The 16,122-nt window shown below is 61.2% G+C and carries 15 protein-coding genes; 9 read left to right on the forward strand and 6 right to left on the reverse strand.

Annotated elements, in window-relative coordinates; translation table 11 throughout:
* The coding region (locus KGB20_RS22795) for a hypothetical protein (protein ID WP_223509025.1) at positions 1 to 237 on the forward strand (237 nt) is incomplete at its 5' end.
* Between the two features lie 1,152 nt (positions 238 to 1,389).
* Here KGB20_RS22795 and KGB20_RS22800 read toward each other — a convergent pair.
* Positions 1,390 to 2,307, reverse strand: coding sequence for a LysR family transcriptional regulator (locus KGB20_RS22800; protein ID WP_057715510.1), 918 nt, complete (start codon positions 2,305 to 2,307; stop codon positions 1,390 to 1,392).
* Between the two features lie 160 nt (positions 2,308 to 2,467).
* Between KGB20_RS22800 and KGB20_RS22805 the strand changes: the two genes are divergently transcribed.
* Positions 2,468 to 2,929, forward strand: coding sequence for a helix-turn-helix domain-containing protein (locus KGB20_RS22805; RefSeq protein ID WP_150814708.1), 462 nt, complete (start codon positions 2,468 to 2,470; stop codon positions 2,927 to 2,929).
* Positions 2,930 to 2,965: 36 nt separating this feature from the next.
* Here KGB20_RS22805 and KGB20_RS22810 read toward each other — a convergent pair whose 3' ends face one another.
* Both KGB20_RS22810 and KGB20_RS22815 read right to left on the reverse strand, forming a co-directional pair.
* The gene (locus tag KGB20_RS22810; RefSeq protein WP_057715512.1) at positions 2,966 to 3,790 is read right to left on the reverse strand and encodes an alpha/beta fold hydrolase; all 825 of its coding nucleotides are present in this window, start codon (positions 3,788 to 3,790) and stop codon (positions 2,966 to 2,968) included.
* A 44-nt stretch (positions 3,791 to 3,834) separates the two neighbouring features.
* On the reverse strand, positions 3,835 to 4,401 hold the full coding sequence (locus tag KGB20_RS22815) for a flavodoxin family protein (RefSeq protein WP_150814710.1): 567 nt from the start codon (positions 4,399 to 4,401) through the stop codon (positions 3,835 to 3,837).
* A 368-nt stretch (positions 4,402 to 4,769) separates the two neighbouring features.
* Between KGB20_RS22815 and KGB20_RS22820 the strand changes: the two genes are divergently transcribed.
* Entirely contained in the window at positions 4,770 to 7,574 is a 2,805-nt protein-coding gene (locus KGB20_RS22820) for an ATP-binding protein (RefSeq protein ID WP_154910960.1), read from the forward strand.
* On the opposite strand, the gene KGB20_RS22825 is transcribed toward KGB20_RS22820, so the two are convergent.
* Entirely contained in the window at positions 7,539 to 9,023 is a 1,485-nt protein-coding gene (locus tag KGB20_RS22825; RefSeq protein ID WP_154910959.1) for an ATP-binding protein, read from the reverse strand. The genes KGB20_RS22820 and KGB20_RS22825 overlap by 36 nt on opposite strands.
* A 151-nt stretch (positions 9,024 to 9,174) precedes the next feature.
* The gene (locus tag KGB20_RS22830) at positions 9,175 to 10,125 is read right to left on the reverse strand and encodes a GlxA family transcriptional regulator (RefSeq protein ID WP_154910958.1); all 951 of its coding nucleotides are present in this window, start codon (positions 10,123 to 10,125) and stop codon (positions 9,175 to 9,177) included.
* Between the two features lie 317 nt (positions 10,126 to 10,442).
* On the opposite strand from KGB20_RS22830, the gene KGB20_RS22835 reads away from it, so the two are divergent.
* The gene (locus KGB20_RS22835; RefSeq protein WP_154910957.1) at positions 10,443 to 11,165 is read left to right on the forward strand and encodes a pirin family protein; all 723 of its coding nucleotides are present in this window, start codon (positions 10,443 to 10,445) and stop codon (positions 11,163 to 11,165) included.
* Positions 11,166 to 11,282: 117 nt separating this feature from the next.
* Here KGB20_RS22835 and KGB20_RS22845 read toward each other — a convergent pair whose 3' ends face one another.
* The gene (locus KGB20_RS22845) at positions 11,283 to 12,344 is read right to left on the reverse strand and encodes an AraC family transcriptional regulator (protein ID WP_057715518.1); all 1,062 of its coding nucleotides are present in this window, start codon (positions 12,342 to 12,344) and stop codon (positions 11,283 to 11,285) included.
* Positions 12,345 to 12,507: 163 nt separating this feature from the next.
* Between KGB20_RS22845 and KGB20_RS22850 the strand changes: the two genes are divergently transcribed.
* The 5 genes from KGB20_RS22850 (at position 12,508) to KGB20_RS22870 (ending at position 15,876) form a co-directional block, all read left to right on the forward strand.
* Positions 12,508 to 13,359, forward strand: coding sequence for a 3-hydroxybutyryl-CoA dehydrogenase (locus KGB20_RS22850; RefSeq protein ID WP_057715519.1), 852 nt, complete (start codon positions 12,508 to 12,510; stop codon positions 13,357 to 13,359).
* Entirely contained in the window at positions 13,346 to 14,005 is a 660-nt protein-coding gene (locus KGB20_RS22855; protein WP_057715520.1) for a TetR/AcrR family transcriptional regulator, read from the forward strand. Before KGB20_RS22850 ends, KGB20_RS22855 begins: the two co-directional genes overlap by 14 nt.
* 89 nt (positions 14,006 to 14,094) lie before the next feature.
* Positions 14,095 to 14,508 (forward strand): VOC family protein, encoded by a 414-nt coding sequence (locus KGB20_RS22860; protein WP_154910956.1) that lies wholly within the window; start codon positions 14,095 to 14,097, stop codon positions 14,506 to 14,508.
* A gap of 138 nt (positions 14,509 to 14,646) precedes the next feature.
* Positions 14,647 to 15,075, forward strand: a complete 429-nt coding sequence (locus tag KGB20_RS22865; protein ID WP_057715522.1) for a hypothetical protein — start codon at positions 14,647 to 14,649, stop codon at positions 15,073 to 15,075.
* A 48-nt stretch (positions 15,076 to 15,123) separates the two neighbouring features.
* Positions 15,124 to 15,876 carry a hypothetical protein gene (locus KGB20_RS22870; protein ID WP_223473825.1) on the forward strand — a complete coding sequence of 251 codons (753 nt, stop codon included), beginning with the start codon at positions 15,124 to 15,126 and terminating at the stop codon, positions 15,874 to 15,876.
* Positions 15,877 to 16,122 lie beyond the last annotated feature (246 nt).

Here is a 16,122-nt window from a genome sequence, read left to right on the forward strand (position 1 = left end):
GCTTTCGGGGGATTGGGGGTGGGTTTGAACATGGTCAAGCTCCTTGATCAATGGAGCCGCCACAAGTCGCTGCTAAACGAATTGGGTGGCGGCTGTACGCGGGTTAGCAGACCAGGGATCAAGGAACCCGGCGCACCTAAGTGCCCCACGCACAGCCACCAAATTGCAGATCGGACTGATCTGAAGGTGACACTGGCGAGCCTTGAAATTTACCGAGCTGCTAAACCCGATCGCTGAATGGGCAGCGACGTGGAGAACGATAGAGATCAGGGCCAAGACTCACAAGCCGGCGGATTCTGGCGTAGTTGTAGGCAACGACGCAAGGCGGTGTGGCTTTCAGGAATAGAGGCTGACGGCTTTTAAACAGGGCTTTCAGAACACTGCACATTCCCTGTGGGAGCGAGCTTGCTCGCGATGGCGGCATTACATCCGGCATTGGTGTTGACTGATACACCGCTATCGCGAGCAGGCTCGCTCCTACAGTGGATCAGCGTATGTCTGTGAGAGATTGGTCGGCTGTCAGGCCGCCTTCGCGGGCAAGCCCGCTCCCACAGGTGCTGAGTACATCTGCAAGTGATTGGGCGGCTGTCAGGTCGCCTTCGCGAGCAAGCTCGCTCCCACAGGTGCTGAGTACATCTGCAAGTGATTGGGCGGCTGTCAGGTCGCCTTCGCGAGCAAGCCCGCTCCCACAGGTACTGAGTACATCAGCAAGTGATTGGGCGGCTGTCAGGTCGCCTTCGCGAGCAAGCTCGCTCCCACAGGTGCTGAGTACATCTGCAAGTGATTGGGCGGCTGGCAGGCCGCCTTCGCGAGCAAGCTCGCTCCCACAATTTGATCGGTGTGCATCAGCAAGTGATTGGTCGGCTGGCAGGCCGCCTTCGCGAGCAGGCTCGCTCCTACAGTTGGGCTGGGTACACTCGAAAGAAATTGGTCGGCTGGCAGGCCACCATCGCGAGCAAGCTCGCTCCCACAGAAGAGCAAAAAGCAGAGCATCCCGCACCACCGCGTCGCTTCTCACCACTCATCAGGCCGAGCGTTAGCTCGCCTGCAGCTTTTGATCTTGATCCACCCGCCCCCTCGGCAGGCTGAGTGGAGGTGTTTATCCGGGGATTGGCGCGCAGCGCCGTTCGACGCAGTCGAACACATCGCATGTAGGTGCCAGCGAAGCCAACCGGAGGGCGATGCCCCCGGATGAATGCCGGAGCGAAGGAACCCCGAGCCTCAGCGAGGGGCCGTACGTAAGGGGCGAGACTTTTTGGTTCCTTTTGTGTCGTTTGACAAAAGGGACTCGCCGTAAGGGCGAAACCATAAGCCGCCGTTACCGAAGTAACGGATATGTACTCAATCAACCAAGAACCTGGTCGGCCCAGAGGCCGCCAAGGTCAACACCTATGAAACATCCAAAGCCACAGACATGAACTGACCGATCCGCGACCGCAACCACCGCTCCGCCGGATCATTGTCATGCACCCCGCTCCAGGCCATCGACAACTGCGCCGCCTCAATCTCGAACGGCGGATCCTCAGCGCGCAAGCCACAGCCCTCGACCAACGCACACGCCGCATAATCCGGCACAGTGGCAATCATCTCGGTCCCGGCGAGCAACGCCCGCAACCCACTGAACTGCGGCACCCCCAGCACCACACGACGACTACGCCCGACCTTCGCCAGATCCAGGTCGATGTTGCCACTCAGGTCGCCGGAAAAAGACACCATCGCATGGGGCCGCTCGCAGTACTCATCCAGGGTCAGCGTCCCAGGCCGGGTGTCGCCGCGCAGCACTTTGCAGGGGATATCGCGCAGCTTCTTGCGCTTGGCATTGGCCGGCAGATCCGTGGTGTAGCTCACGCCCACCGAAATTTCCCCCGACGCCAACAGCGCTGGCATCAACAGGTAATTGGCTCGCCGCACGACCACGACGATGCCCGGTGCTTCCTCTTGCAACTGACGCAGCAACGGTGGAAACAAACCGAACTCGGCATCGTCCGACAACCCGATGCGAAACACATCGCAACTGGTCGCAGGATCGAATTCCTTGGCCCGGCTGACCGCACCGGAGATGGTGTCCATCGCTGGCTGCAATTCCTTGAGAATCGCCAATGCGCGCGCCGTCGGTTCCATGCCGCGTCCGTTGCGCAGCAGCAACGGATCGTCGAACAGATCGCGCAAACGCCCCAGCGCGGCGCTCACCGCCGGTTGGCCCATGAACAGTTTTTCCGCGACTCGGGTCAGGTTCTTTTCGAACATCAGGGCCTCGAAAATCACCAGCAGGTTCATGTCGACGCGACGCAGATCGTTACGGTTCATAGGCACGGGTTCCTTATGTGTGTTCGGCCGGGCGCGAGGATGAGAATTGTGTCTGACTTTACCCAAGACTTCCCGCGGTGAGCGAGAAATTAACAACGATTAACTCGTAAGCCAGAGCCTTCGGGTCCAAGAATGAAGCCTACCGACACGGACATTCGCCATGGCTCACGTTCAGCAAAATGCCGCCCCCGCGTCATTCACGCCGGTGCCAAAGAAAAACACCGGCGGCCTCAGCCCGCAGCGCGAAAAGCTGGTCAAACAACTGATCCTCGAACGCTTGGGCGACAGCCTGGAAGTCACCGAACTGGCGCAGGCCTGCGCCCTGTCGCGCAGTCACTTCTCCCGCGCGTTCAAGTGCAGCACCGGCCTCTCGCCACAGGACTGGATTCGCCAGCAGCGCATTGCCCTGGCCAAGCAATTGATCCAGCACACCAACCTCAGCCTCACGCAGATCAGCCTCGAATGCGGCTTCTGCGATCAGGCGCACTTCTGCCACATCTTCACCCGCAGCGAAGGCATCAATCCGTTTGCCTGGCGCTGTCAGTTTGTCCGCGGCATCGTCCACAATGGCAAAAGATCGCAGCCTTCGGCAGCGCCTACGGGTATGCACGTTACCGTGTAGGCGCTGGCGAAACCTGCGATCCCTTGATCCGGCTTTTTAACCTTTCAAGAACGCCAACAGGTCAGCGTTGAGCTGATCCTTATGGGTGTCCGTCAAACCGTGAGGGGCGCCCGGGTAAATCTTCAGGGTCGAGCCCTTTACCAGTTTGGCGCAGGAGACGCCCGCCGCTTCATACGGCACGACCTGATCCGCGTCGCCATGCACCACCAGCGTCGGCACGTCGAACTTCTGCAGGTCTTCGGTGAAGTCGGTTTCCGAGAACGCCTTGATGCAGTCATAGGCGTTCTTGTGGCCGGCCATCATGCCCTGCATCCAGAACCAGTCGATCATGCCCTGGGACGGTTTCGCGTCAGGCTTGTTGAAGCCGAAGAACGGGCCGCTGGCGAGGTCGATGTACAGCTGCGAACGGTCGGCCAGCGAGGCCTGGCGGATGCCGTCGAACACTTCCAGCGGCAGGCCGCCGGGGTTGGCTTCGGTCTTGAGCATCAGCGGTGGCACCGCGGAAATCAGCCCGGCCTTGGCCACGCGGCCGGTGCCGTGGCGACCGATGTAACGCGCCACCTCGCCACCGCCGGTGGAGAAGCCGAACAGCACGGCGTTTTGCAGGTCGAGCAGCTCGATCAACTGTGCCAGATCGTCGGCGTAATGGTCCATGTCATTGCCCGACCACGGCTGGCTGGAACGCCCATGACCGCGACGGTCGTGGGCGATGACCCGATAGCCCTTGGAGGCCAGGAAGATCATCTGCGATTCCCAGCTGTCGGCGTTCAGTGGCCAGCCGTGACTGAAGACAATCGGCTGACCGGTGCCCCAGTCCTTGTAGTAAATCTCGACGCCATCGCGGGTAGTGAAAGTGCTCATGGGTGATGCCTCCTTAACGAGGGTTGGGGGGTGAATCAAACGGGTCAGTGGCGCAGGCGATCGGCCAGACGCGCCACCCGCTCGCCCAGGTGCGCGGCGGTGCAGCGATCCTCGGGCGGAGGGGCATCGTCAGGGGATTGCTCGACATTCGACTGGGCCATGGCGCCCAGTGAGCTACCCAGACGATTGAGTTGGCCGTTGAACGCGCCGGTGCTGGAGCGTGCCGGCAGCAGGTCGAGGCCGACCCAGATCATCGAGTGCTGGGCGGCGAACACCGTCATTTGCAGCAAGGTGTTGAGCTTGTCGCCGCACAGGCTGCCGGAGTTGGTGAAGCCCGCCGCGAGTTTGTCGCGCCAGGGCTGGGTCAGGTAGAACGCCGCCGTGGCCTCCATGAACGCCTTGAAGGCCGCCGAGGCGCTGCCCATGTAGGTCGGCGCGCCGAAAATGATGGCGTCGGCGTAGTGCAGCCGCTCCCAGTGCTCGTCTACCTCTTCGACCGGGATCAACTGGCAGGTGCTGCCAAGGTGCCGTTCCACGCCACCGGCCACGGCTTCGGCCATGACCCGGGTGTGCCCGTAGCCACTGTGATAGACCACCACCACGTTGCTCATTGGTTTGTCCTTGAGAGGGGTTGAAATCCCTTGTAGGAGCGAGCTTGCTCGCGATGGAGTATCAGTCGACACCCATGTGGCTGACACACCATCGCGAGCAAGCTCGCTCCTACAGGGAAGAGAGTTTTGAGTGCAGACCGAACGCAGGACGAGTTAAACGTTGTTAATTTTCCATGGCGCGCAAAAAGCCCCGGCTATCGCTGTCCATCTGTCGCGCCCAATGATCATCGGGCTGACGCCCCTTGACCGATACGCTAGAGTCAACACCCGCACCCGACAGTCACCCGGGCAGCGCATTGCGCTGGCTAAAAAACTTGAGGAATATGCTCGAAAACCGCGTACCAGACGGATGCAGCAGGAGCGACTCGTTGACCCTTTCCCCCGAACAGGCTGTGCATTTCGGCCCCTACCGGGTCTACCCCGGACAACGCCTGGTGATGGAGGCCGACCAGCCTTTGCGCCTGGGGCGGCGCGCCATGGACATCCTGTTGATCCTGCTTGAGCACGCCGGCAACGTGGTCAGCAAGCAGCAACTGATCGCCCGGGTCTGGCCCAACAGCGTGGTCGAAGACATCAACCTGCGGGTGCACATGGCCGCGTTGCGCAAGGCGCTCGGCGACGGTCAGGCCGGCCAGCGCTACATCGTCACCGTGGCCCAGCGCGGGTACAGCTTCGTCGCACCGTACTCACTGGAGCAGGCCGAGCAACCGCCAGCGCCCGTGGCTTGCGCACCGAGCCGGCATAACCTGCCGGTGCGCCGCACGCGAATGATCGGCCGGCAGACCCTGGTCGACAATCTGGTGGTGCAACTGCCACGCCAGCGCTTCATCACCCTCGTCGGTCCCGGCGGCATCGGCAAGACCACCGTGGCCTTGCGGGTCGCCGAACAAATGATCGGTCGCTACCGGGACGGCATTCGCCTGCTGGACCTGGCCCCGATCAACTGCCCGCTGATGATCGACGGTCATCTGGCGACGTTGCTCGAACTGGCCCTGCACAACGACGCCCCCCTGAGCGGTCTTGCCGACTGTCTGCGCGACAGGCAAATGCTGTTGGTCATCGACAACTGCGAGCACCTGGTCGACGCCATCGCCCACCTCTGCGAAACCATTCTGCGCAGTGCGCCGCACGTGCATATTCTCGCCACCAGCCGCGAAAGCCTGCGGGCCGAAGGCGAATTCGTCCAGCGCCTGGAATCACTCGACTGCCCTCCGCCCATCGCCGTCCTCGACTGCGCCCAGGCGATGACCTTTTCCGCCCTGCAACTGTTTGTCGAGCGGGCCATGGCCAGCCATGACAGCTTTGAACTGACGGACGATGAACTGCCGCTGTTGATCGACATCTGCCACCGACTGGACGGCATTCCACTGGCCATCGAACTGGCGGCGGCGCAAGTGGGCAACTTCGGATTGCCCGGCTTGTTGACGCAGTTGCAAAGCAACTTCCGGGTGTTGACCCAGCCCAGCCAGACGCCCCCGGCACGCCATCAGACCCTGCGCGCGACACTGGACTGGAGCTTCGAGCTACTCAGCGCCTGCGAAAAGACCTGCCTGCGCCGACTGAGTGTGTTTCGCGGCGGTTTCACCCTGGAGTCCGCAGCGGCGGTGATTGTCGGCGAACACATCGAACCCCGCGAGGTGTTCGGCTCGATCACCCAACTGGTCGCCAAGTCCCTGTTGAACGTGGAGGTGGGCGACGAGGATGTTTACTACCGCCTGCTCGATACCACCCGCAGCTATGCCCTGGAAAAACTTGCGCAAACCACCGACCTGCCCGGGACACGGGAGCGGCATGCCGAGCGTTGCCTGGCAACGATGCAACAGGCGCAGGACGACTGGGAGAAAACGTCCACCGGCTTGTGGCTCGAACGCTATGGCCGGGCCCTGGAGGACATCCGTGCAGCCCTCGATTGGGGTTTGCACGGGCAGGGGCCGCAGGCACTGGCGATACGCCTGGCCGCGACGTCCACGCCGCTGTGGCAGGAGTTGTCACTGCTCAAGGAACACGGCGGTTATGTGCGCAAGGCGCTGGCCTTGCTCGAGCAGTCTGCCGAGCCTTGCCCGCGCTTGCAGATGGCCCTCAAGCTGGCTTTGGGCAGTGCCTGTTATCACGTTCAAGGAGGTAGCAGCGAAACCGTTGGCGCCTTCGTCAGCGCCAGAGCCCTGGCCAGCCAACTCAACGATGTGGCCGGTCAGTTGCGGGCGATTTCCGGGCACCTGGCGGTCAATCTCAGCTGCGGCCAATACCAGATGGCCCTGGAACAGAGTCGGCAATTCGATCACCTGGGGCTGCAAGACGACGCCCAGATGTCCCTGAGCATGCATCGATTGCGGGTGCTCGCCCTGCACTTCTCCGGCAACCAGCATCAGGCTGGGGAGCATGCCGAACAAGTGCTGCAACGCATGGCCCACAGCGGTCATCTCAACCGTTTCACCCATGGCTTTGGCGTGCAATACGACCAGAGTGTCGCGGCGCTGACCCTCCACGCGCGCATCCTCTGGCTGCAAGGCCAGCCGGAACAGGCCTGGCGCACTGCCCGCCAGGCGCTGGACATCGCATTACAGATCAACCACGGCACATCGATCTGCTACACCCTGGCGCTCGCCGGCTGCCTGATCGCCCACTACAACGGCGACACCCGAAGCGCCCGCGAACTCCTGCGCCTGCTGCTGCAACAAGCGCGGAAACACTCGGTCCTGCTGTTCCATGACTGGGCGCAACACTATGCGCGGGTGATCGGCGGTACCGATGTTCAGCCAATCGGCCGACAAAGCGTCGGTTTGATCAAGGACATCATGGTCACGCTGGATTCAACCTGTGTCGACGATGATTTGCTTGAACGTGCGCAAAGCGGTGTTTCGGACTGGAGCACGGCAGAGATACTGCGGGCCAGGGCCAGGACGTTGCTGGCAACCGATTGCTCGCTCCAGACCGCGACGGCCGAAACCATGCTGCTCAAGGCACTCAACGTGGCAAAGGCCCAGGGTGCCCTGGCCTGGGAGCTGCGCAGCGCCACCTCACTGGCGCAGTTGTGGCAGCGTCAGGGCGATCCCCAACGGGCGCATCAATTGCTGGCCCCGATCTACCAGCGCTACACCGAAGGTTTCGCCACGCCAGACTTGATGACCGTTCGCGGGCTACTCGACGAGTTGCAATGCCACCTGCCCGCCTGAAGGCCAGCGCGCTTGACTGACGTAACCGGCATAACGCATTTCAAGGGCGCGCAACTCACCACTGAGTTCGAGTTTTTCCAGCGCGTAGGTGCGGGTGGTGTTGAGGAAGCGGTAGCGGGTCACTTCCCTCCCCTGCTCCAGGGTCAGTAGCGACTTGAGAGCCAGGCTTTCCATCACCTTGACCAGGTCGGCGGCGGGCAGCCTGTCGCAGCAGATCACGCCGACCGCTGCGTCCCGGGTGAAGGCCATTTTGAACACTGCCAGGCGCTGCAACACGGTTTGCTCCGCGGCTGTCAAACGTTCGTAGCTCCAGTCCAGCGCCGCCTTGAGCGTCTGGTGCCGCGGCACGGCCGTGCGGCGGCCCTGGGACAGCAATTGAAAACAGTTATCGAGTTGCGCTTGCAACCCCACCAGCGCCAGCGCATCGATTTGCGCCGCCGCCAATTCAATCGCCAGCGGCAGGCCGTCGAGGCGCCGGCAGATTTCCCGTACAGTCTTGAGGTCTTGTTCGCGCAGGGTGAACCCTTGCTGACGAGCCCGGGCACGGCTGACGAATAACTGCACCGCCGAATAGCCCATGACCTCGTCAACACTGCGCAGCGCTGACACCGGCGGCACCGCCAGCGGTGGCAGACGCAATACGGTTTCGCCCGCCGCCTGGAGCGGCTCGCGGCTGGTGGCGAGGATCGACAGACGAGGCAGCGAAGCCAGCAGCGTTTCGATCAACGTCTGGCAGCGTTCGAGCAGGTGTTCGCAGTTGTCCAGGACCAACAAGGCATGCCGCTGCGCCAGCGCCTCCAGCGTGGTGCCGACCTCCAGCCCAAGGGTTCGTGTGAGGTGGTCGGTCACTTGCGCCGGGTCATCGATCGCCGCCAGGTCCACCAGCCACACGCCGTGCCGATAGTGCTGCAACAACAGTTCGGCCACGCGCAGCGCCACGGTGGTCTTGCCGATCCCGCAAGGCCCGACCAGGGTCATGAATCGGCGCACCGGCAACTGCCGCACCAGGCTGCCGACAACCGCATCGCGCCCGGTGATCGGCGTGAGCCGCGCCGGCAAGTTGTGCAGGGGCTTTTTTACGGTCTCGCTCGGGAACGATACGGGCTGCGGCGAATGCTGTACCGGGGCGACAAAACTGTAGCCGCGCTGGGGAATGTTGACGATATAGCACTGGCCGTTCTGGCCGTCGCCCAGGGCTCGGCGCAGGGCGGCAATGTGTACCCGCAGGTTGATCTCTTCGACCACGGAGCGCGGCCAGACCTGCGCAATCAACTCTTCCTTGCTGACCACCGAGCCTGCGTGCTCGACCAGCACCTGCAACACGTCAAGGGCGCGGCCGCCCAGGCGCAGCGGTCGATCGCCCTCCAGCACCAGTCGCTGACTGAGGTGGAAAGCGTAGGGCCCGAATTGCAGCACCGCTTCGCTGTTTATATCTCTGAGACTGTTCATGAGCTGTCACTCGCTGCAAGCCTGGCTTCCAGCCCAGGCTCTGCACCGTCCTTGCAATGAGTTCAGCGGTATCTTGGCAGGCCTCGGTGACGGTACAACTGCCGCGGGGGGAGCGTCACGGCCATTGCGGTGCGCACGACGGACATACGCGCTAGCTGAACTGCTCGCGGTATTGGGTTGGAGTCAGGCCGAGCTTTTCACTGAACAGAAAACGCATGTGCCGCACGCTGCCGAAGCCGCTTTTGAAGGCCACGGTCTTTTGTGGCAACTCGGTGGTTTCCAGCAGGTTCCTGGCGCAATCGATACGCGCGCTTTGCAGAAACTCCATTGGCGTCATGTTCACATCCCGGGCGAACACCCTGGCGAAATGACGCGGGCTCATGTTGGCCAGCCCGGCCATGGACTCGATGCTGTAGGTTTCATCGAGATGTTCAAGCACATGGTTCTGCACCCGGGTAATCGCCGTTTCGTGAGGGGCCACCGCCGCCATCAACGGGCTGAACTGCGCCTGCCCGCCCTGGCGTTTCATGACCACCAGCAACACCTTGGCCACGTCCTGGGCGACTTTTTTGCCATGGTCCTGGGCGACCACCGACAAGGCCAGGTCGATCCCGGCGGTGACGCCACCGGAAGTGATCAGGTTGCGGTCCTGAACGAAGATCTGATCGGTCTCGACGGTCGCCTTCGGAAAGCCCTTGATCAGCCGCTCGGTGTAGTGCCAGTGGGTGGTGACGCGATAGCCGTCGAGCAAACCCGCATGCCCCAACACGAACGCCCCGGTGCAGATCGAGCCATAACCGGCGGACCGGCTGACGTTGTGCCTGAGCCAGTCGAGCAATGGCGGATGCTTTTCGTTGTAGGCACCGGGACCACCGGGCACCAGCAGCAAATCAAAACCCTCGCAGGCCTGATCGATGTGCCGGTCGGCGTGCACGCTCACCCCGTTGGACGCCCGCAGTGCACCGGGCTCGGTGCCGATGGTCGTCAGCACATAGTGATCTTCGGGTTTCAGATAACGATTGGCGATGGAAAACACTTCCATGGGCCCGGCCATGTCGAGCAGGAGAAAGTCGGGAAACAGCACCATTGCCACGGTTTTCATGGATTGGAATTCACTGGGATCTATAGGGTTGGCACACCGAACCTTGTGGGAGCGGGCTTGCTCGCGAAAGCAGTGTGTCATCCACCATCAAGTAACCTGACACTACGCCTTCGCGAGCAAGCCCGCTCCCACAAAAGTCGTGCTGTGCATTATGACCAGACACAAGCCAAAGTCGGAAAAGAATAACTGATTCGCGCCCGAATACTGTCAACCTGACAGAGACAGTATTTCAATTTCAACCTACTTATTGCACCAACCAGTAACCATTAACCTTCTCCTCACTCGGACGAATTCACGTCCCCAAAGGAGATTTCATCATGCTGACTCTTCGCAAAGCCTCGGATCGTGGCCTGGCCAATCACGGCTGGTTGAAGTCGTTCCATACCTTTTCCTTCGCCAGCTATCGCAACCCGAAAGAGCAGGGTTTTTCCGACCTGCTGGTGATCAACGACGACCGCGTCGCCGCCGGCAAAGGCTTCGGCCAGCACCCGCACCGCGACATGGAGATTTTCTCCTATGTGCTTGAAGGTGCCCTGGAACACAAGGACACCCTGGGCACAGGTTCCGTGATCCGCCCCGGCGACGTGCAACTGATGAGCGCAGGCAGCGGTGTGGCCCACAGTGAATTCAACCACTCCGGAACCCGGCCGGTGCACTTTCTGCAAATCTGGATCGTGCCCGACGTCAGCGGCGCCAAACCGCGCTATCAGCAAGAGCATTTCAGCACCCAGAAGAAACGCGGGCGCCTGCAACTGATCATCTCGCCGGACGGCGCCAAGGGTTCGCTGAAGGTGCGTCAGGATGCACGGGTGTACGCTGGCCTGATCGACGGCAAGGAAAGCGCAACCCTGGAGCTCGCCGCCAACCGCTACGCCTATGTGCATGTGGCCCGGGGCAGCGTTGAGCTCAACGGTGTGTTGTTGCAGGAAGGCGACGGTGTGCGGGTTCGCGAAGAACAGGTGCTGACCTTGAGCAATGGCGTGGATGCTGAAGTATTGGTCTTTGACCTGCGCCCACAGGAACTGCCGGAAATGCCATGACAGATCCCTGTGGGAGCGGGCTTGCTCGCGAAAGCGCTGTGTCATTCAACAGAGATGTCGACTGGCACTCCGCCTTCGCGAGCAAGCCCGCTCCCACAGGTTGTGTGGCCCCCGGATTTATTCGCAGGTCCCGGCGCCCCCTGCGACAAGGGTAGCGACCTCTGCGCCCTGCTCCCCCTGATAACGGGCCCGATAGCGCCCGGGGCTTTCCCCGGTCCACTTCTTGAACGCCCGATGGAAGGCGCTGGGTTCCTGGAAACCCAGTTGTTCAGCGATATCGCTGATGCTCGCGTCGCTCTGACGCAATTGCTCAAAGGCCACGCCACGGCGGACTTCGTCCTTGATCTCTTGGTAGGAACAGCCTTCACGCTCCAGTTTGCGGCGGAAGGTGCTGGGGCTCAGGTGCTGTTCCAGGGCAAAGGCCTGCAACGTCGGCCACTGACTGTAATGACTACCGCGCAAGCGCTGATGAACCTGGGATGCCAGGCCATGCTGGTTGCGGAAGCGGATCACCAGCCATTGCGGCGCGGTACGCAGAAACACTTTCAGCGACGCCAGGTCCTGAACCACGGGCAGGCGCAAGTAGTGGCTGGCAAATTCGATTTCGGTGCGCTCGGCACCGAAGGTCAGGTTGGGGCCCCACAGCAGGCGGTCGTCACCCAGCGACAGGCGCGAATGGCGGAAGTCCGCACGGTCAATGGGAATGCGCCGCCCGCCCAGCCAGCACAGCAGACTGATCATCAACACCAGGAAAGTTTCTTCACCAAACCGGCTGGCATCGTTGTCCGTCGAACGGGTGTCGAGGCTGATGACCGCACGCTTGCCACGCACGGCCAGAGAGCCGCGAAAGTCGCGCAGGAACAAGCCGAAGTTGGCCAGGCATTGACGCATGGCCTTGTGCAGATCGGGCTCCTGAATCAAGGCACGGCAAATCAGGGCGAAACTGCCCGGCGGCATGCCATGGGAATCGAGCCCGAAAAACTCATCGTCGAGCTCGCGGATCTGGATCAGCCACAACGCCGCAAACGCATTGGCCGGCACCCGCGCCGTGGGTTGGTGCATGACCGCCGGATCAATGCCCGCCTGTTCGAGCACGGCCGTCACGCGCTGCGGATCATCGCGCAGCCCATGGATCATTGCCTGCACGAAATAGGCGGCAACCGAGTCCTTTTCCCGCATTGGTTCGCTTCTCTCTCATCACCCGAATGGCAAAAAACATCAGTGCCGTTGAACAGTTTTGGCATAGGACAACCGCCCTGCCGGCTCTAGACTCGCGGCAATAGTACGCCTTCGGCCGCAATCGCGGCCAAGGTATCGCAGGGTTTGATCGAAGGATGGGAAGATGAATCTGCAAAACATCGGGGTGATCGGTGCGGGCACCATGGGCAACGGCATCGCCCAAGTCTGCGCCATGGCCGGTTTCAACGTGACCTTGCTCGATATTTCCGAAAGCGCTTTGCAAAAAGCCGTCGCAACGGTCGGCAAAAACCTGGACCGGCAGATCGCCAAGGAAACCCTGACGCCGGAGCAGAAACAGGCCGCCCTCGACAAAATCCGCACCAGCACCGACTACAGCAGCCTGCAAAACGCACAGCTGGTCATCGAAGCTGCGACGGAAAATCTCGACCTGAAACTGCGTGTGCTGCAACAGATTGCCGCGCAAGTCAGCAGCGAATGCGTCATTGCCTCCAATACCTCGTCGCTGTCGATCACCCAACTCGCCGCCAGTGTCAGCCAGCCTGAACGCTTCATCGGCCTGCATTTCTTCAACCCGGTGCCGGTGATGGGCCTGATCGAAGTCATCCGTGGCCTGCAAACCAGTGACGCGACCCACCAACTGGCGCTGGACATGGCAACCACCCTCGGCAAAACCGCAATTACCGCCGGCAACCGCCCGGGCTTTGTGGTCAACCGGATCCTGGTGCCGATGATCAACGAAGCGATCCTGGTGTTCCAGGAAGGCCTGGCCAGCGCCGAAGACATCGACGCCGGCATGCGCCTGGGCTGCAACCAGCCTATCGGCCCGTTGGCCCTGGCGGACCTGATTGGCCTGGACACCCTGTTGTCGATCCTTGAAGCCTTCTATGACGGTTTCAACGACAGCAAATATCGCCCGGCGCCGTTGCTCAAGGAAATGGTCGCCGCCGGTTACCTGGGACGTAAAACGGGGCGCGGCTTCCATGCCTATGCCTGAGCGTTGCTCGCGCTTTGCCGAGTACCGGGACAAGGTCCTGGAGCTGTTTGCCTGCAAGGGGTTCGGCCAGGTCGGCATGCGTGAGCTCGCGACGTGCCTGGGGCTCTCCCCAGGCTCGCTGTATCACCATTACCCCAGCAAACAGCATCTGCTGCTCGACCTGATCGAGGAGTTCTACGAGGAGCTGCTGGCCACCCTGGGACGTATCCAGCAAAAGGCCCCAGGCAAGCGCGACAAACTCAACAGTCTGATCCGCGCCCATCTGAATCTGCATCGGGAGATGCCCTGGCATTTCCGCCTGGTGGAGCGCGACAGCGGTTGCCTGAACGAAGAGCAACAGGATCGGGTCCGGCAATTGCGCGAGCAATACGAACGCACGTTGCTGAGGATGCTGGGCGCCAAGTCCCGTTTCAGCGAGCAAGGCCTGCTGGCCGCCGGGCATGCCATTGGCGCCCTGCTCAACAGTGCTCCCAGCTGGCTGACACCCCATGTGCTGGACGAGCAGGAACGTGAGGAGCTGCTCGAAAGCATGGTCAGCGGCGCCATCGAACGTGTACTGGCGCCGCGACGTGTGCCGGAGGCGATAAGCCTCGCGCGTCCTATCGAAAAAACATCTAAAGAAACACAAGCTTCGACAAAGATTTAGCGCTTTGCTTGTCGGCTCGACACAATCGGAATTCGCCGAAAAAACCGGCGTCCAAACCGTTGTATGTACTCGAGCACCTGGAGCCCACCATGAAAATCAATCCCTACCTTATCTTCAACGGCGACTGCAAAGCGGCCTTCACGTTCTACGCGCAGTGCCTGCAAGGCCAGATCGAAGCCATGATGACCTTCGGCGAAACGCCTGCCGGTGAGCATGTCCCCACGGATCTGCACAACCTGATCATCCATACCCGCCTGATCGTGGGCGATCAGGCGATCATGGGGTCGGACACCACTCCGGATCGTCCCGTCCAGGGCATGAGTGGTTGCTCGATCTCACTCAACGTCAACAGCATTGCCGAGGCCGAACGGGTCTTCAAGGCACTGACGGACGGTGGCACTGTGCAAATGCCACTGGAAACCACGTTCTGGGCAGCACGCTTCGGCATGCTGGTCGACCGTTTTGGTGTGTCGTGGATGGTCAATTGCGAAAAGGATCAGTGAAAGGCCTTGGTCGATCGAGAGTATTGAAGGCACAAAAAAGCCCGACCTGAAAAGGTTGGGCTTTCTGGCAACTCCCGGCCTGTCTGCTACCGTCAACTAGCCATACGGATATCAGCGAACCTGAGGAGGATACCCACTATGCCGGCCCACGACGCGTCCTGGCCCACCCGTTGCAAGCTCTTGCTACTGGCCGGTGGAATGATCGCCAGCCTGCTGACCCTCAATGGTTGCGCCACTGTCGATGCCCAGACCACCGCCTATGTCGGTGTAGAACATCCGGCACCGACATCGCCGGACCAGGTTGTCGTACTGCGCTCGGAGCCTCTGCGCCCACATATGCGCCTGGGTGAAGTGTTGATCGACGCCAGCATCGACCCTGCCCCGCCGATTACCGAAGTCGAACAGAAGCTGCGGGAAGAGTCCGCCAAACTCGGTGGCGACGCCGTGGTGGTCGTCTATGACCACATTCAAGCGGTGGGTGCCTATGCCAGCGGGCCGCTGTGGGCACGCGATGTGAGGACCATCGAGGGACGCAAGCTCAAAGGTATCGTGATCAAGTACCAGTAGATATCTCCCCTTGGAGGACAGCATCAACGGAGGTTGAATTTGAATGACGTGGTGATCGCCCTCATCGTTTTCGCCTGCCTGTCCGCCAGCGCACTGATGGGCTCGTACGTGAGGGAGCGATTACCGAGCCATCATCTGAGCGATGACTCCGTGGCGGTGGTGAAGCTGGCCACCGGCCTCATCGCAACGATGTCGGCGCTGGTCCTCGGCCTGCTCGTTTCCTCTGCCAAAGGCACCTTCGATACGGCCAATGCCGAACTGGAGGGCGCGGCGGCGAAAGTGGTTCAATTCGACCGCTTGCTGGCCCGCTACGGCCCCGACACCCAGGGCATCCGCACCGAGCTCAAGCACAACTACGCCGAAGTCACCCAGGTGCTCGCGACCCGCGATCACCGTCAGATTGAAAAACTCGATAGCCCAGAAGTGATCCGTCGCTCCGAAGGCCTGCAACGCCAGGTCGAGTCACTGACGCCCGGCAACGATGATCAGCGCGCGCTCAAAGCCAAGGCATTGCAAGACATGGACACCGTGTTTGCCGCCCGCTGGCTGACCCTGCTGCAGGCCAATCAATCGATTCCACCGGTGATGCTGGTGATCCTGGTGACGTGGCTGGGGATTATCTTCGGTTCGTTCGGCCTGTTTGCACCCTGCAACGGCACCATTGTCGCCGTATTGCTGATGTGTGCCCTGTCGACGGGGGCAACCATCCTGCTGGTAGAGGAACTCAATCGACCGCTTGATGGTTTTATTTGTGTGTCGCTGGATCCCTTGGAGCACACGCTGGAGCGGTTGGGGCAGTAATTGGCTTCATTGTAGGAGCGAGCCTGCTCGCGATGGACGTTAACGATGACACGGGAAACCTGACGCCCCGCAGCGCTCGCGGGTTTTTCGCGAGCAAGCTCGCGCCTACAGGAGCGCCAAAAACAAAACCCCTACCTGCATACGCAGATAGGGGTTTCGGAATTTAATCTTGACGATGACCTACTCTCACATGGGGAAACCCCACACTACCATCGGCGATGCATCGTTTCACTGCTGAGTTCGGGA

Source organism: Pseudomonas sp. BF-R-30, assembly GCF_019956175.1.
GTDB classification, from domain to species: Bacteria; Pseudomonadota; Gammaproteobacteria; order Pseudomonadales; family Pseudomonadaceae; genus Aquipseudomonas; species Aquipseudomonas jessenii.